The sequence below is a fragment of the Burkholderia sp. AU31624 genome (genome assembly GCF_020420065.1).
GTDB lineage: Bacteria > Pseudomonadota > Gammaproteobacteria > Burkholderiales > Burkholderiaceae > Burkholderia.
On sequence record NZ_JAIZRT010000001.1, the window covers coordinates 650,743 to 667,030 of the forward strand.

A 16,288-nucleotide genomic window follows, 5' to 3' on the forward strand; every position below is an offset into this window, starting at 1 on the left:
GGCGGGCGCGCGCTAGCTGCCGGCCGCCACGATCTCCGCGACGAAATCGACGAACGCTCGCACCTTCGCGGGCGGCAAGTGGCGCGACGGGTAGTACGCGAACAGCGGGAACGCCTCACCGCGCCAATCCGCAAGCAACTCGACGAGCCGCCCCTGTTCGATCAGCCCCGCCACCCCGCTCGCCTTGAAGCGTGCGATGCCGACGCCGGCGAGGCATGCACCGAGCATCGTGCCGGCGTCGTTGACGAGCAGCCTGCCCGTCGTCTTCACGGGCACGCGCTTGCGGCCGAGCCGATAGACCCATTCGAGCGGCTGGCCGGTCAGCGTGTTGCGCATCTGGATGCACGCATGGCCGACGAGGTCGGCTGGCGCTTCCGGGCGTCCGTGTCGTTTCACGTACGCAGGTGCGGCGACCGTCACTGCTCGCGTCTCCAGCAGCTTGCGCGCCACCAGCGACGACGAAGGCGGTTCACCGAACCGCACCGCGACGTCGAATCCTTCCGCAACCAGATCGCCGAGTTGCTCGCGCGCCGCCAGTTCAAGCGACAGATCGGGATGGCGCGCCAGGAACGCGGGGAGATGCGGCGCCAGCACCCGCCGGGAAAAATACGCGTCGACATTCACGCGCAGCCTGCCGCGCACGGCCGCAGCCGAACCGGCGGCCAGCGTGACCGCGTCGCCGATGCCGGCGAGCAGCGGGCCGATGTCCTCGTACAGGCGACGCCCCTCGTCCGTCAGCGTGACCGACCGCGTCGTGCGATCGAGCAGCCGTACGCCGACCCGCGCCTCCAGCCGGCCCACGGCGCGGCTGACGCCGGACGGCGACAGGCCGAGTGCGTCGGCCGCGCGCGCGAAGCTGCTGCTTTCGACGATCGCGGCGAGCACGCCCACGTTCGCCAGGATCCGCCCGTCGATGCTCATGATTTCACTCATGACAAAAGATCACCAATCAAATGACATGGATTCGATTCCATCAGGAATCGCCGCTCCCTATCATGCAACCCGATGCATCGCGACGGCAAGCCCGATCGTTCCGGCATGCCGCTTCTCCACTTCTCGATGAGGATTTCGAATCATGTACGCCATTACCGGCATCACCGGACAGGTCGGCGGCGCGCTCGCCCGCACATTGCTCACCGCGGGCCAGCCCGTACGGGCCGTCGCGCGCGACGCCAATCGCGCCGCGCCGTGGGCCGCGCGCGGCTGCGACGTCGCACTCGCCGACATGACCGACACCGCCGCGCTGACGACGGCCTTCTCGAACACGGCCGGCGTATTCGTGCTGCTGCCGCCCTGCTTCGATCCGTCGCCCGGATTCCCCGAAACGCGCGCGGTCATCGACGCCGCCGGCGCGGCGTTGCGCGCCGCGCGGCCGCGCAAGGTCGTCTGCCTGTCGACGATCGGTGCGCAGGCGACGCAGGTGAACCTGTTGACGCAGTTGACGATGATCGAGCAGGCGTTCCGGGACCTGCCGATGCCTGTCGCATTCCTGCGCCCCGCATGGTTCCTTGAAAACGCCGCATGGGACGTCGCGACCGCCCGCGACGCGGGCGTGATCCACAGCTTTCTGCAGCCGCTCGACCGCCCGGTGCCGATGGTTGCCACCGAAGACGTCGGCCGCACGGCGGCGGCCCTGCTGCAGGACGAATGGTCCGGAACGCGCATCGTCGAACTCGAAGGACCGCGACGCGTCAGCCCGAACGACCTGGCCGCCGCGTTCGCCCGCGTGCTCGGGCGCCCCGTACAAGCCGAGGCCGTCCCGCGTGACACGTGGGCCGGCCTGTTCGATGCGCAGCGGATGCGCTACCCCGAACCGCGCATGCGCATGCTCGACGGCTTCAATGAAGGCTGGATCGACTTCGCGTCGGCGCCTGCGGATGTCCTGAAGGGAGACCTCGACGCAGACGCCGTGCTGCGCACGCTCGTCACGAGCGCCGCCTGAACGGGAACGAGGCGGCGGGATGCCTCGCCGCCTGCCTCACACCTCCCCCGCGTGCGCCCTCGCCCGCACTTGCGCAAACGACGTATCGACGAGCAGACGCCCCGTATCGAACACCGTCTCCAGCGCGTCCTCCCACTCGCCCTCCAGCATCCGGTCGTCCCACGCGGCGGGCAGCGTCGTCGTCCGATACTCACCGGTGCGGAAACTGCGCAGCAGCGTGAGCCGCCCCTTCTTCGAGCGCTTGCCCTGATCGGTGACCGGATCCTTGCAGACGTCGTGCCACACGCCGCCACGCCGGATCGCCGAGCACTTCATCGCGAAGCGCTGCGTATCGCGGTTCACCTGCTGCAGCAGCCCGCCGCCCATGCCGAACACGACGTTGCCGGCCGCATAACCCGCGTCGTCGAGCGCGGACAGAATCGCGTCGATCGACAGTTCGTCGACGCCGTCGCCCTGGATCACGCGCACGCGATTCAGCACGAGCCGCCCCTTGCCGTTCACGGTCGAGCCGAACGAGGTGTCGAGCGCACGCACGGTCTGCAGCACGATCGCCACCGGGTCGCCCGAATCGGGCCGCACGACCAGCGTCGCGCCGGAATCGAGCACGGCCTGCCGAAGCTCGCCGCCCCACAGATCGAGCGCCGCGAACAGATCGTAGGAGTCCGACACGACCGACACGATCGCACCGGGCAGGCCAAAGCGGCGAATCATGTTCCGGTACGCATCGGCTTCGTGTTCGCGGCCCCACGACGTGATCGTGCTGTGCTCGGCCGCCGGCACCGAGTACGCGGCCATCGGCTCCCGATAGAAGCGGTTCGCGGCGAGCACGCCGAGCACCGTATCCGAACCCATGAAGTTGACGAGGTGCGCGGCACCGCCGATCGCGGCCGACTCCGCGCTCGACACGCCGCGTGCGCCGAAGTCGTGCAGCTTGAAGGGCAATTGCGCGAGATCGTCATCGGTCTTTTCCAGGAAGCGGCGGATCGTCTGCCGCAGGTGCCAGCTGCGCGTCGCGACCGTCACCGGATACCACACGCGCAGCAGCATCGTCTCGAGATACGACGCGAGCCAGAACACCTGCGGGTCGTCGCATTCGACCGTCATCAGCACGTTGTGCACCGGCACGACCGAGCCCTCGGGCACCGCGCGGATCGTCACCGGCAGGTAGCCGTCGTAGCGTTCGACGATATAGCGCCAGCCTGCCTCGTTGAACGGCTCGCCATGCACCGTGAAGAAATCGCGCGCTTCGTCGATCATCGCGTGCGTGATCGGCTTGCACAGATATTCCTTCAGCAGCATCTGCAGGCCGAAGAACACCGTGCGGTCGTAGCGGCCGCCGCGCGATTCGACGTACGAGAACATCGCCGACGCGTCGGGCGGATATTGCAGGAAGTGGGAAGCCTTGTACGAATCCGTGTTGAGGATCGGATTGGCGAGAACCGCGGCAAAGCCGCCGAGATCGTTTTGCATGGCTAGAGCTCCTCTAGGCCGTTGAAGTGCCGCCGCGTCTGTCGCGGCGGACGGAATGCGGGGAATCAGCGGATCACAGCTTCCCCAGGAAGTGATACGCGATGTCGAAGTGATCCTCGAACATCACGCTGCGCATCTGCGCGAATTCGTTGAGCGGCACCCAGCGCGCCTTGTCGGCGTCGTCGCTGCCTTTCACGCGCGGCAGCTCGCCGGTCGGGAAGTTGAACAGGCACGCGTGCGTGATCGTGCGACCGCGCAGCGAGCGCGTCGGGTGATCGAACACCTGGCGATCCTTGATCGAGCCGCGCAGCACGGGCTCCGGCAGCTTCAGGCCGGTCTCCTCGCGCAGCTCGCGGATACAGGCCGCGTCGAGCCGCTCGTCCTGGTTCACGAACCCGCCCGGCAGCGCCCACAGGCCGCGGCCCGGCTCGCTGCGGCGACGCACGAGCAGGATATGGCCCGAGTGCACGACCACCGCGTCGACCGTCACGAACGTGACGGGATACGGGGCGGCCGCCCACGCCTTGCGATACCCGGCGATGAATTCGGCTTCCGACTTCAGCTGCGCGAATTCCGGCTGCGTGCGGAAGCGCTCGAGCCAGCCGAACACGGGTTCCGGCACGGCCCACTGCACGAAGCTGTTCGGGCGTTCGGCGAAATACTGGTCGCGGATCTCGGTGGCGGAAATGTCTTCGGTCGCATCGACGTCGACGAGCTCCCATTGCGGGAACATCCGCAGGTAATACGAGGTGGCGTCCTTCTCGTGGCCGATCAGCCCGACCTTGCGCTGCGCGATGTCGCCGAGCGCGGACGCGACGGCGTCCTGCACCCAGCGCACCCAGTCGCCGTCGTTGTAGGTCGAATCCTGCAACGGCGCGATGGTGACGCGGTCGCGCTCGGACGCGTCGAGCAGCGAAGCCAGCATCTGGCGGCGCTCGTCGAACGAGAACGGATCCTTGATGGTGCGGGGCTTGTCGGTCGATCCGATCAACACGCACACGCGCTCGGCCCGGCTCAGTGCCGACTTCAGCACGTTCAGGTGACCACGATGCGGAGGCTGGAAACGACCAATGAAAACGAGCGCGTCGAAGCGCCGGTTCTGTTGCGTACTCATGAGGCTCCCTCAAGAGATTGAAACGCTTCGGGTCTGTCCCGAAGGGTTGAAACGAATCCTAGGGGAAATCCCGAGGTGCGTCAATCCAGCCCGTTCGAGCCCCTCCTCGACTTGACGAAGTCTGACGAAACTCGGGTTATTGGCGCGGTACACTCGATTTCATCCCACTCCGCGCCAGGGCGCCCGTCATCATGAGGATCTCAGTCAGCCGCACCGTCGGCGTCGATCGCAGACGCCTCTTCACGTGGTCGCAGGATTACGCGCGGCGGCTCGTGTGGGACAGCTTCCTCACCGACGCCTACCTGCTCGACGGCATGACGGCCGACGTCGGCGTCGATGCGTTCTGCCGCAGCCAGTCAGGCGCGACGATGGTGTCGCGCTACATCTCGTACCGTCCGCCGCAGGTTGCCGCCGTCGAAATGGTCGACGGGCCGAAAGTGCTCGAACGCTTCAGCGGCAGCTGGAACTTCACCGAGCACACGCCCGGCACGACCGAAGTGAAATTCACGTACCACTTCCGCGCCCAGCCGGCCTGGCTGCGCTGGCTGCTCGAACCGCTGATCGGCGCGTTCTACCTCGTGCAGACGCGCCGGCGTCTCGATTCGTTCAAACGCTGGGCGGAAGCCGAAGCGCTGCCGCACTGACCGGCGAGCTCGGGCCGTACGGCGCGGCGCGTTTGCGCCACCTCCTCCCGAATGCGTCCGAACGCGCCATCGCCGCGCCGTCCCGGCATGCGCGCGACGATCACGTGCGGCATCAGCGATCCGGAAACTGCGCCCATGCGGCCGGTGTCGACTGCTACTGGGCCGTGCCGCGCAATGGCAAGCACGCGGCCGTCGCGAATACGCACGGTATCGTCGGCACCGACGATGCGATGATGCACAGCGTGTCGTCGTTCCGGTTCGAGCGCTAGCGGGAACGTGGTGACGTGCGATGCGTCATCGCAACGAAGCCTCGGCAGCCTGTCGCCGCCCCCCGCAAGCGTAAAAACGCACTGCATGGCGCGATCCGCAACGGCCGCTCCTCCAGCCGCGCCGTTCGAACCGCATCCGCGCTAACGCGTGCCGTCCCCGCGCAACGGGAACGTTTCCGCCCCGGCGTCTCGGCGCAACGTGACTTCCGTACCCATCAGCCATCCTGACGATTTCAGGATCGGGCGTGCGATCGCGTACAGCCGATCCGCGCTCGCACCATAGAAGTACAGATAGCCGTCGTTACCATCGCGATGCAGTTCGGTCTCGCCCAGCTCGCCGGCCCCGGCCTGCTTCACCGCACGATCCAGCCGTTGCTCCAGCGCATGAAGGCGCGCCTTGTCCTTCTCGTCGTAATCGAAGTGCACCATCACGACCGGCCCGGGCGGCTTCGGCGGCACGTCCGCGGCCGCGTTGGCGGCAAGCAGCGCCCAGCCGAGCAACGCGGCACACCGGATTCTGTTACGCCCATCGGCGAAGAAAGTGAATCGCCCGCTCATGTCGGTGCGCCGCCGCGCGCAACCTGCTGCCGGACTTGCGCCTGCGTGCCGAGCGCAGCGGCAATCGCATCGACCGCATCGGCCGCACGCGCCGCGCCGCACATGAACGCGTCGACGGCCGCGAAGCAGTGCTCGGGCCACGTGTGGATCGTGATGTGCGATTCGGCGAGCAGCACGACGCCCGTCACGCCATGCTCGCCGCCGAAATGATGGAAATGCGCGCCGATCACGCGCGCGCCGGCCCGCTGCGCCGCTTCGGTGAGAATCGACTCGAGCCGGGCGGCGTCACGCAGCAGCGCCGCGTCGATACCGGCCAGATCGGCCAGCACGTGCGAGCCGAACGTCGCGCGCGGTGGCGCGATCCCGTCGCGCGCGGTCATTTGTGCGACCCGTACGACGAGTAACCGCTGCGCGCCGACGAACTGCCCCAGCCGCTGCCGCCCGAGCCGCTGCCGCCGATCGATGCGCAGCTGAACAGCGTGACGACGATCAGGCCGTAGATGCCGTAGAGGATGTACCGGATCACGCGTTGCCCCCGTCCGATGCAAAGGTCTTCCACAGCCACTCAGGCAGCCACAGCACCAGCAGGCCGACCAGCACGTAGACGGAACGGCCGCTGAACGAGAACAGCGCGCCCATGTTCAGGATCACGAGCAATGCGCTGAACACGAGCGGCAGCGGTGCGAAACTATGCGGGCCCTTCCGGCCGAACAGGCCCGTGGACGCGGTGGCGCCGGTTGCCGCCGCAGCCGCGGCCGTCGCGAGCGCCGGCGTGCCGAAGCGTTCGGCGAGCGTGCTGCCCGACAGCGGCCGCGCACGCGACCAGACGATCTCCGCGTCGCTGCGCTCGCGCGTCAGCTTGTCCTTCTGCCAGCCGTAGTCGATGATCGACGTGCGATCGCCGACCTGCACGCGCCAGTTGAACGCACCGACCACGTAGACGACCTCCGACTCGTATTCCTCGCGCAGGCGGTAGGTCTTGTCGCCGTCGGTCACATCGGCATCGCTGCCGATCGTCGGCCACTGGTCGAGCACCTGCACGCGTTCCCAGCGCCCTTCGCTCTGCACGAGCCACAGGAACCCGCGCGTCGGGTTCAGCAGCAGGTATTCGTCCCACGTCTCCTCGTCGTCCGGCACGCGGCAACGCATCATCCCGATCACCGTGTACTTCACCCCGTCGAACGTGCCGATCGCGCCGAGTTCCAGCGCCCCCTTCACCGCTTCGAGCTTGCGCTGCGCCGCGAACACGGTCTGCTGTTCGGCCGTGCACTGCACGCCCGCATGGCAACTGCCGCACACCACGTAGTCGGCCACGTTCGGCGCATACGACAGCGGCGCGCCGCAGCTCGGGCACGCGAACGGCACCATTTCCGCGCCGCGCTTCTCGCGCGTATCGTGGTCGGTATCGCGCAGCCCGGTGAACGCGAGCGCATCGAATTCGAGCGCTTCGCCCGTGTAGACGGCCGGGCTCCCGCCATTCAAATCGGCGTCGGAATAGTCGTAGGTCGCGAACGCGTTGCCGGTGCGCAGGTCGACGACGCGCGCCTCCCAGCCGGCATCGACGCGGAACGGCAGTTCGCCGTCGCCGCCCGTGCAGCGCGCGGTGCGCACGTCCGACACGAGAAACGCACGGCCGCCATGGTCGATCCGCATGCCCGGTTCCAGCGTGCCGAACGCAGGCCACGCGCCGCCGGACGCATCGTCGGGCTCGCGCACCGTGATCGCATACTGGCCCGACGCATCCGACAGCCAGCCGAACGTGCCGTCGTCGAACACGACGTACCACTCGCTCCACGCGCCGGCGTCGTAGGTCATCTGGATGCGCCCGAGCACCGTGAACGGACGCTTGCCGTAGCGACCGGCCGTGCCGATCCGGATCGGCGACGCGTCGTCGAGCACCGTGGCCAGTTCGCCGATGCGTTCGACGTCGGTGCCGCGCTTGAGCAGCGTGCTGCGGCAGAACGCGCAGACGGCCATCACCGCCGCCGCCGAGCGAAACTCGACCGGCGCGCCGCACTGGGGGCACGAGGTACTGAACATGCGCGACGCTTACCGGGTGAGCTTCGCGAGGATCTCGGCCTTCGCGCGCGAATATTCGTCTTCGGTCACGAGGCCCTTGTCGAACAGCGCCTTCAACTGTTCGAGCCGCTGCACATAATCGGTGCCTTCCGCCGGTGCGGCAGCCGGTGCGGCGGCCACCGGCGCCGCGACAGGCGCGGGCGCTGGCGGTGCGGCCGGCGCCGGTTGCGCGGCCCCCGCCATCTGGCTGGCCATCGCCTGCCCGATCGCCGCACCCGCGGCAAGCCCCGCCCCGATCCCGGCGATGCCGCCCGGGTTCTGCGCGGCGAGCGGAATCGCCTGCGCGGTCTGGTATTGCGTGGCGCGCGCGAGATCGCCGGCCATCCCCGCGCCGATCCGCAGATCGAGCGCCTTCTGCAGTTCAGCCGGCAGCGACACGCTTTCAACCGCGAACGCGTCGAGCGCGAGGCCGTAGCGCGTAAACACCGGCACCAGCGCCTCGGCGACGCGCTGCGACAGCAGCGACTGGTTCGCGGCCATGTCGACGAACGGCACGTCAGCCGAGCCGAACGTCGTGCTCATCGCGGTGACGACCAGGTTGCGCAGTTGCTGTTCGAGATCGTCGACCGTGTACTGCGCGCGCGTGCCGCTGACTTCGCGATGGAACGCGCCCGCATCGACGATCCGGTACGAGTAGATGCCGAATGCGCGCACCTGCACGAAGCCGAATTCGCGATCGCGGATCGTCACCGGTTGCGCGGTGCCCCAGCGCCGGCCGAGCTGCAGCCGCGTGCTGAAGAAATAGACGTCCGACTTGAAAGGCGACTGAAAGAGTTTGTCCCAGTTCTTCAGGTACGTGAGCACCGGGAGCGTGTTCGTTTCCAGCGTGTACAGCCCCGGCTGGAACACATCGGCGACCTTGCCTTCGTTCACGAAGATCGCGACCTGCGTCTCGCGCACGGTCAGCTTGCCGCCGTACTGGATTTCCTGGTCTTCCATCGGATAGCGCCAGGCCAGCACGCCGTCGGTGTCTTCCGTCCATTGCAGGACGTCGATGAACTGCTTGCGGATGAATGAACCCAGACTCATGTCGGTCTCCTCGAAACGCGTGGCGCGTCAGGTCAGGCAGGCGGCATTGATGATGCCGACGACGAGCGACGCGGTGCCCATCAGGCCGCCCATCGCGACGTTGCGATCCTCGATCGCATGATTCATGCCGGGCATCAGGCGCGTCAGCGCCGCATAGGTGATCAGTTGCACGGCCATCGCGCCGACCGCCCAGATCACGACTTCGCCGAGCGTGGAATTGTGCGCGATGCTGGACGCGAGCGTCAGGCAGAAGCCGATCAGTGCGCCGCCGAACGACAGCGTCGCGGCGGCGTTGCCGTCGCGGATCAGCGCCAGTTCGTCGAACGGGGTGACCTTCAGGTACACTGCCGCGAACACAAGAAGCAGCACGAACGCCGACAGTAAATGAACCGCATAGAGATAGGCACTATTCATTCTTTCCCTCGGATTTTGTGCTCGGTTCGCCGCCCCGTCGCCGGCCGGCCCGCACAGGGCCAGCTGACAAAATTCCGCGCCAGTATATCCACATTGCCGACCGCCGCACAACGGACGCCCCATGCTGCATAGGCGCGCGCTCGTCCTGTCGATTCTCGTGCTCGCATCATGCGGGCTCGGCTACGAACTGATCAGCAGCGCGCTGTCCAGCTACCTGCTCGGCGATTCGATCCTGCAGTTCTCGTCGGTGATCGGCTGCTACCTGTTTGCGATGGGGATCGGCTCGTGGCTCGCGAAGTTCGTCGAGGACGACGACGTGCTCGACCGCTTCGTCGACATCGAGCTGCTCGTCGGCCTGCTCGGCGGCGTGTCGGCCGCGCTGCTGTTCGCGGTGTTCGCGTGGCTCGCCGCGCCGTTCCGCGCGGCGCTGTATGCACTCGTGCTGGCGCTCGGCCTGCTGATCGGGATGGAGATCCCGCTCGTGATGCGCGCGTTCCAGCAGCGGCGCCAGGCGTTCCGCCATACCGTCAGCGAAGTGCTCACCTTCGACTATCTCGGCTCGCTCGCCGTATCGCTGATCTTCCCGCTGGTACTCGCGCCGCGTCTCGGCCTGCTGCGCACCAGCTTCCTGTTCGGGCTCCTGAATGCGTTCGTCGCGCTGTGGACGACGCACCTGTTCCGCGACGAGATCCGCAACGTACGCGGCAAGCTGATGCGCGCGTCGCTCGTGATCGGGCTGCTCGTCGCCGGCTTCGCGCTGTCGGACCGCATCACGCACTGGGCCGAACACGGCGTGTACGGCGACGAGACGATCTATTCGGAAACGACGCCGTACCAGCGCATCGTGCTCACGCAGTGGCACGACGACTTGCGGCTGTATCTGAACGGCAACCTGCAGTTCTCGTCGCGCGACGAGCACCGCTATCACGAGGCGCTGATCCATCCGACGATCGAGGCGCTGCCGTGGGCGAAGCGCGTGCTCGTGCTCGGCGGTGGCGACGGCCTCGCGGTGCGCGAGCTGCTGAAGCACCGCAACCTCGAACAGATCACGCTCGTCGATCTCGATCCCGCGATGACGAAGCTGTTCTCCACGTCCGCCCCGCTCGTCAAGCTGAACCAGGGTTCGCTGAAGGACCCGCGCGTGCACGTGATCAACGATGACGCGGTGCGCTGGCTCGAATCGAATGCCGACGTGTACGACGCGATCGTCGTCGACTTTCCCGACCCGACCAACTTCGGGCTCGGCCGGCTGTATTCGGTGCCCGTGTTCCGGCTGCTTGCACGACACCTGTCGGAGAACGGCTACGCGGTGATCCAGTCGACGTCGCCGTATTTCGCGCCGCACGCGTACTGGACCATCATCGCGACGCTGCACGAAGCCGGGCTCAACACGTGGCCGTACCACTGCTACGTGCCGTCGTTCGGCGACTGGGGTTTCGTGATCGCCGGCAAGCGCCGCGACTTCACGGTGCCGACGCACTACGCGGTGCCCACGCGCTGGCTCGACGCGCAGACGGCCGCCGAGATGTTCCACTTCCCGGCCGACATGCCAGCGCTGCCGATGTCGCCGAACGAACTCAACGACCAGCCGCTCGTGCGCCGTTTCGACGACGACTGGAAACACGTGCTGCGCTGATGGACCGCCGCACGTTCCTCGTCGCGTCGGCGGCCGCGTCGCTCGCCGCCTGCGGGCGCACCGGCTGGATCGAGACGACGCCGCAGGTCGGCTACCCCGGCATGCGCGAAGGCCACGCGCTGCGCGACCATGCGACGCTGCCGCCGCCGTCCGGCACGATCGAGACCGACATCGCGATCCTCGGCGCGGGCGCGGCCGGTCTGTCCTGTGCATGGCAGCTCGCGCGCGCGGGGCACAAGCGCTTCACGGTGCTGGCCGGCCCGGAATTCGGCGGCAACGCGGCCGGCGGCCGCTTCGGCGATCTCGGCTATCCGAAAGGCGCGCACTACCTGCCGCTGCCGTCACTCGAATCCACGCATCTGCGCGACATGCTCGCCGATCTCGGCGTGATCGAATCCGCACCGTTCTCCGCGCGCCCGGTGTACGACGAGCGCGCGCTCGTTCATGCGCCCGACGAACGGCTCTTCATCGCCGGGCAATGGCAGGACGGCATCGTGCCGACGGCCGGCCTCGGCGCCGACGAACTCGCGCAGCAGGCACGCTTCTTTGCGTACACGGACGGGCTGCGCACCGCACGCGGCGCCGATGGCCGCAAGGTGTTCTGCATCCCGATCGCGGAATCGTCGCGCGACCCGCGCTGGCGTGCGCTGGATCGGCGCTCGTTCCGCCAGTGGCTGGTCGACGACGGCTACACCGCGAAGGCGCTGCACTGGTACCTGAATTACTGCTGCCGCGACGATTATGGCGCAGGCTACGAGCATGTTTCGGCATGGGCCGGCCTGCACTATTTCTCGTCGCGCGGCGGCCATGCGGGCGATGCAAGCGACGGCGCGGTGCTGACCTGGCCCGACGGACTGCACACGATGGTGACGAAGCTCGCCGATTCGATCACCGCGCGCACCGGCTCGACCGCATGGTCGCGCGACGGCTTCGCGGTGCGTGCGACCGAACGCGCGGGCGGCGTCGACGTGCTGTGCGCGCGCATCGGCAACGACGGCGCGCTGTCGACGTTCACGCTGAAGGCGCGGCGCGTCGTCTGCGCGATGCCGCTGTTCGTCGCGGCGCGCGTGTTTCCGCAGCTTGCCGCGTACGGCTTCGATCCCGCGCGCGACCTGCCGCCGCGTGCGCCGTGGCTCGTGTCCAACTTCCTGCTCGACGGCATGCCGGCCGAGGAAGCGGGCGTGCCGCTTGCGTGGGACAACGTCGTCTACGACGGCGCGGCGCTCGGCTATGTCGTGTCGACGCACCAGATTATTCGCATGTCGCCGCCGACGCGCTCGGTGTTCTCCGCGTACCAGGCGTTGAGCACGCAAGCGCCGGACGACACGCGCCGCTGGCTCGCGCAGGCCCGACCCGACGCGTTGCGCGAACAGGCGGCGATCGACCTGCAGGCCGTCTATGGGCGCGAACTGTGGAAACATGCGACGGCGCTCGAGATCACCGTGCGTGGTCACGCGATGGCGACGCCCGACGTCGGCTTCCTGAGCCGGCCGGGGCTGCTCGCGCTGCGCGATGCCGACGGCCCCGTCGTGTTCGCGCATGCCGATCTGTCCGGGCTGTCGCTGTTCGAGGAAGCGTCGTACTGGGGCGTACTCGCCGCCCGGCGCGTGCTGGCCTGACGGCCGTCCTCCGTCATTGCGGCGCCGCCGCCAGCCGCTATAATCGCCCGACATTCCGACTGCATTGAGCAGGCCGACGTGCCGCGCCGTCCGACGCGCCGTATGCCCTCCTCGACAACAACAATGACGAACCGAACCATCCGACGCCTTCGCCCGTTCGTGCGCGCCGCCGCACGCGTGCTCGCCTGCGCCCCGCTGCTCGGCGCGCCGCTGGCGCTGCATGCGGCCGACTCCGCACCCGCCTCCGGGCGCTACATCGTCGTCGACACCGGCCATACGCCGGCGCGCCCGGGCTCCACCGGTGCGAGCGGCCGCGTCGAATACCTGTACAACCTCGACCTGTCCGCGGCGGTCGCCAAGAAACTCGCCGCGCATGGCGACCGCGTGCTGCGCACGTCGGCCGACGGCCGCGAGATCGCGCTCGATCAACGATCGACGCAGGCGCCCGACGCGAACCTGTTCGTGTCGATCCATCACGACTCGATGCAGCAGCAGTTCATCGACGCGGGCCGGCAGCGCGAATTCCGCGGCTTCTCGGTGTTCGTGTCGGAGCGCAATCCGCACTATGCGGAAAGCCTGCGTTGCGCGAAGGCGATCGCCGAGCGGCTGGTCGCGTCCGGCGAGCGGCCGTCGCTGTATCACGCGCAGCCGATCCGCGGCGAGAATCGCCCGCTGATCGACCCTCAACTCGGCATCCACCGCTTCGACGATCTCGTCGTGCTGCGCACCGCGCCGATTCCGGCGGTGCTCGTCGAAGCCGGCGTGATCGTCAATCCGGACGAGGAAGCGCGGCTGGCGCGTCGCGAGACGATCCAGAAGCTGTCCACCGCGATCGCGGGCGGCATCGACGCGTGCACGACACCGCAGTAAGCAACGATAACGCCCGTCGGGCTCAACGGTTTTCACCCAGTCAGGAGCATCACCATGAAAATGAAGCATCTGCTCGCATCCTGCGCGCTGCTCGCGCTTGCCGTTCCGTTCACCGCCCATGCTGCCGGCTGCGGGAAGCCACGCAGTGCGTTCGACCAGGTGTACTGCACCAGCACGCAGTTCTCGCAGTCCGACCGCGATCTCAACGACGAATACGGCCGCCTGCGCAAGCAACTGAGCGGCGACCAGCAGGCGACGCTGAAGGCCGGCCAGCTCGCGTGGCTGAAGCAACGCGACGCGCAGTGCAGCGAGACGCGCAATAACAGCTACCTCGTGGATATCCAGTGCGCGACCGACATGACGCAGTCGCGGCTGTCGTTCCTGCGCGAGCGTGAGCGCGAATGCTCGAGCACGGGCTGCGTGACGTCGAAGCTCGGCGAGTAAGGGCCTCGCGCGTGCCGCGCCGCGCCGCGAGACGTTTCGCGACGCGGCGCCTCGTGCCCTTGCGAACCCTGCGCATCGGCACCGAGAAAGGAGTCGCGATGCGACATGAATTCTCCGAAGTCCTCAACGATCTGGTCGACTATTTTCTCGTCGGCGATCTCCTGCTGCTCAAGCGCTTCAAGGAACGGCACGGTCTGCCGGACGACGTCGCATCTGCGTTCACCACGGGCGACAGCGGCGACCGCGCCGTGCTGGAAGGTGTCGTCGTTCCGCTCGCCGGCATCGAGAACCATCCGTACACGGTGATCTTCACGCTGGATGGCGATACACCCGAATTGCTGAGGACGGGAAGCCGCCTGCAGCATCGGCGCGGCGGGTACGTACTGCGCGTCGAACATCGTGCGGTCATGCTCTACACCTGGCGGATCCTCGAACGCTTCAACGACACAACGGCCAACGCACTGCTCGCGCGTTACCGCGAGCCGGGCCGACCCGTGATCGAAATCGACAACGGCTGGTATGAGGTCGAGATCCTTGGCGGTGAAGTGCCGCGCGACGGCTGGTTCGAACCTGCGTTCGAATTCGTGCTGAAGAGAACCGACGTGCCGGGCGATGCATCGCAGGTGGATATCAACTACCGCTTTGCGATAGAAGGCACTCTGGATCCGGCGAATTGAATCCCGCGCGCGACGGCGCGACATACGGCAACCGATCAGGCGGCGTACACATGACACCGAACACGATGCACATCGACATCCGCCCTGCCACGCCCGCCGATGCCCCGGCCATCGCCGCCATCCACGTCGCATCGTGGCAGGCCACCTACTCGGGCATCATGCCGGCCGCGTTCCTCGCCGGCCTGTCGGTCGAAAAACGCATCGCTTCGTGGCGCCATGCGCTCGACGCCGGACGGCCGCGTGTCGCGCTCGCGTTCACGGAAGGCGAGCCGATCGGCTGGATCGCGTATGGTCCGACGCGCGACACCGACAAGGATCGCACCTGGGGCGAAATCGAAGCGATCTACCTGCATCCCGCGCATTGCGGGCAAGGCGTCGGCGCGGCGCTCGTCGACCATGCGTGCCGTGCGCTGCATGACACGGGCCATGAATGGGTGTCGCTCTGGGTGCTGTTCAAAAACCATCGCGCACGGACGTTCTATGAACGCGAGGGCTTCGTCGCCGAAGACGACATCAAGACGTTCGAGATCGACGGTGCGCCGATTGAGGAAGTGCGCTACTGGCGCGCATTGCCGAAACGATTGTCATGACGGCATCGCCACCCCTACCGCAAGACGCGTTCGCATCAGCTGCAGCAACTCGCGGATCTTCGCGTTGACGGAACTGCGGCTCGAATAGGCGGCCAGCAGTTCCAGCGGCGCCGGCGTCATCTCCAGCGGCACACGCACCAGCCGCCCGGCGGCCAGCTCGGCCGCGCATCCGCGTTCGACGAGAATCGCGAAGCCGATCCCGTTCACCGCAGCCAGACCCGCCATCTCGCCGCTATTGACGCGGTACCGGCTCGCGACCGGAATCTTGTGAATCCGCCCGTCGCCGTCGGCGAACTGCCACGGTTGCCCTTTCAGCGTGCTCAGCGTCGTGACGCACGGCAACTGCCTGAGCTGCTCCGTCCGCGTCGGCATGCCGGTGCGCTCGATCAGCGACGGCGCGGCCACGACGACGCTCGGCAGGCTCACGAGCGGCCTGACGACGAACGCGCTGTCGTCCAGCTTGCCGCGATTGACGATGATCGACAGGTCGATATCGTCGCGCAACGTCGACACGCCTGCGAGGCTCGTATCGCAATCGATTTCGACACGCGGATGTCGGCTCGCGAATTCCGCAACGATCGGCCCGAGCATGCGCGGCCCGATTTCGCCGGGTACGCACAGCTTCAGCACGCCGCGCAGCTCCGTCTGCTGCGAGGTCAGTTCGAATTCAGCAAGCGTCAGCGCATCGAGCATCGGCTTCGCGCGCTCGTGCAGCAGGCGCCCTGCCTCCGTCATGCGCAGGTGCCGCGTGCTGCGCTCCAGCAGACGCACGCCGAGCCTCGACTCCAGTTGCGCCACATGGCGGCTCACGTTGGAACCGGGTATCGACAGCGCGCGCGCGGCGCTGGCAAAGCTGCCTTCGTCGACGACCGACACGAACACGCGCACCGCGTTCAGATCCAGCTTGCTGCGCATCATTATCCCGTTTCAGGT

At 67.5% G+C, this 16,288-nt stretch carries 19 protein-coding genes; 9 read left to right on the top strand and 10 right to left on the bottom strand.

Annotated elements, in window-relative coordinates; all coding sequences use genetic code 11:
• Positions 1–12: 12 nt before the first annotated feature.
• Positions 13–921 carry a LysR family transcriptional regulator gene (locus LGM89_RS03040; protein WP_226272241.1) on the bottom strand — a complete coding sequence of 303 codons (909 nt, stop codon included), beginning with the start codon at positions 919–921 and terminating at the stop codon, positions 13–15.
• 154 nt (positions 922–1,075) lie between these two features.
• Here LGM89_RS03040 and LGM89_RS03045 point away from each other — a divergent pair, with 154 nt between their 5' ends.
• Entirely contained in the window at positions 1,076–1,942 is an 867-nt protein-coding gene (locus LGM89_RS03045; protein WP_226272242.1) for an NmrA family NAD(P)-binding protein, read from the top strand.
• A 36-nt stretch (positions 1,943–1,978) separates the two neighbouring features.
• On the opposite strand, the gene LGM89_RS03050 is transcribed toward LGM89_RS03045, so the two are convergent.
• Positions 1,979–3,412, bottom strand: a complete 1,434-nt coding sequence (locus LGM89_RS03050; RefSeq protein WP_226272243.1) for a nicotinate phosphoribosyltransferase — start codon at positions 3,410–3,412, stop codon at positions 1,979–1,981.
• Positions 3,413–3,485: 73 nt separating this feature from the next.
• Positions 3,486–4,526 (bottom strand): bifunctional nicotinamide-nucleotide adenylyltransferase/Nudix hydroxylase, encoded by a 1,041-nt coding sequence (locus LGM89_RS03055; protein WP_226272244.1) that lies wholly within the window; start codon positions 4,524–4,526, stop codon positions 3,486–3,488.
• A gap of 191 nt (positions 4,527–4,717) precedes the next feature.
• Between LGM89_RS03055 and LGM89_RS03060 the strand changes: the two genes are divergently transcribed.
• The gene (locus tag LGM89_RS03060; RefSeq protein WP_027789550.1) at positions 4,718–5,170 is read left to right on the top strand and encodes a type II toxin-antitoxin system RatA family toxin; all 453 of its coding nucleotides are present in this window, start codon (positions 4,718–4,720) and stop codon (positions 5,168–5,170) included.
• A 32-nt stretch (positions 5,171–5,202) separates the two neighbouring features.
• Positions 5,203–5,439, top strand: a complete 237-nt coding sequence (locus LGM89_RS03065) for a hypothetical protein (protein WP_226272245.1) — start codon at positions 5,203–5,205, stop codon at positions 5,437–5,439.
• Positions 5,440–5,580: 141 nt separating this feature from the next.
• Here the strand turns inward: LGM89_RS03065 and LGM89_RS03070 are convergent, their stop codons facing one another.
• The 6 genes from LGM89_RS03070 to LGM89_RS03095 are packed head-to-tail and all read right to left on the bottom strand — an operon-like array spanning position 5,581 to position 9,519.
• Positions 5,581–5,940 carry a hypothetical protein gene (locus LGM89_RS03070; RefSeq protein WP_226272246.1) on the bottom strand — a complete coding sequence of 120 codons (360 nt, stop codon included), beginning with the start codon at positions 5,938–5,940 and terminating at the stop codon, positions 5,581–5,583.
• Positions 5,941–5,993: 53 nt separating this feature from the next.
• The gene (speD, locus tag LGM89_RS03075) at positions 5,994–6,377 is read right to left on the bottom strand and encodes an adenosylmethionine decarboxylase (protein WP_226272247.1); all 384 of its coding nucleotides are present in this window, start codon (positions 6,375–6,377) and stop codon (positions 5,994–5,996) included.
• Complete coding sequence (locus tag LGM89_RS03080; protein WP_155291822.1) at positions 6,374–6,523, bottom strand: hypothetical protein; 150 nt, start codon at positions 6,521–6,523, stop codon at positions 6,374–6,376. The genes speD and LGM89_RS03080 overlap by 4 nt, the downstream gene beginning before the upstream one ends.
• Positions 6,520–8,037: a DUF4178 domain-containing protein gene (locus LGM89_RS03085; RefSeq protein WP_226272248.1), complete on the bottom strand. Its 1,518-nt coding sequence runs from the start codon at positions 8,035–8,037 to the stop codon at positions 6,520–6,522. Before LGM89_RS03085 ends, LGM89_RS03080 begins: the two co-directional genes overlap by 4 nt.
• Positions 8,038–8,046: 9 nt before the next feature.
• A complete protein-coding gene (locus tag LGM89_RS03090; RefSeq protein WP_226272249.1) occupies positions 8,047–9,105 on the bottom strand; it encodes an SPFH domain-containing protein in 1,059 nt (352 codons plus the stop codon).
• A 27-nt stretch (positions 9,106–9,132) separates the two neighbouring features.
• Complete coding sequence (locus tag LGM89_RS03095) at positions 9,133–9,519, bottom strand: DUF350 domain-containing protein (protein ID WP_011354425.1); 387 nt, start codon at positions 9,517–9,519, stop codon at positions 9,133–9,135.
• Between the two features lie 121 nt (positions 9,520–9,640).
• Between LGM89_RS03095 and LGM89_RS03100 the strand changes: the two genes are divergently transcribed.
• The 6 genes from LGM89_RS03100 (at position 9,641) to LGM89_RS03125 (ending at position 15,355) form a co-directional block, all read left to right on the top strand.
• A complete protein-coding gene (locus tag LGM89_RS03100) occupies positions 9,641–11,155 on the top strand; it encodes a polyamine aminopropyltransferase (RefSeq protein WP_226272250.1) in 1,515 nt (504 codons plus the stop codon).
• The gene (locus tag LGM89_RS03105) at positions 11,155–12,774 is read left to right on the top strand and encodes an NAD(P)-binding protein (RefSeq protein WP_226272251.1); all 1,620 of its coding nucleotides are present in this window, start codon (positions 11,155–11,157) and stop codon (positions 12,772–12,774) included. Before LGM89_RS03100 ends, LGM89_RS03105 begins: the two co-directional genes overlap by 1 nt.
• Before the next feature lie 123 nt (positions 12,775–12,897).
• Positions 12,898–13,644, top strand: coding sequence for an N-acetylmuramoyl-L-alanine amidase family protein (locus tag LGM89_RS03110; RefSeq protein WP_226272252.1), 747 nt, complete (start codon positions 12,898–12,900; stop codon positions 13,642–13,644).
• Between the two features lie 54 nt (positions 13,645–13,698).
• Positions 13,699–14,088, top strand: coding sequence for a lysozyme inhibitor LprI family protein (locus tag LGM89_RS03115; protein ID WP_226272253.1), 390 nt, complete (start codon positions 13,699–13,701; stop codon positions 14,086–14,088).
• Between the two features lie 98 nt (positions 14,089–14,186).
• On the top strand, positions 14,187–14,765 hold the full coding sequence (locus LGM89_RS03120) for a hypothetical protein (RefSeq protein WP_319001493.1): 579 nt from the start codon (positions 14,187–14,189) through the stop codon (positions 14,763–14,765).
• Positions 14,766–14,815: 50 nt separating this feature from the next.
• Entirely contained in the window at positions 14,816–15,355 is a 540-nt protein-coding gene (locus LGM89_RS03125) for a GNAT family N-acetyltransferase (RefSeq protein ID WP_226272255.1), read from the top strand.
• Here the strand turns inward: LGM89_RS03125 and LGM89_RS03130 are convergent.
• Positions 15,350–16,270, bottom strand: a complete 921-nt coding sequence (locus LGM89_RS03130; protein ID WP_226272472.1) for a LysR family transcriptional regulator — start codon at positions 16,268–16,270, stop codon at positions 15,350–15,352. The genes LGM89_RS03125 and LGM89_RS03130 overlap by 6 nt on opposite strands.
• Between the last annotated feature and the right edge of the window lie 18 nt (positions 16,271–16,288).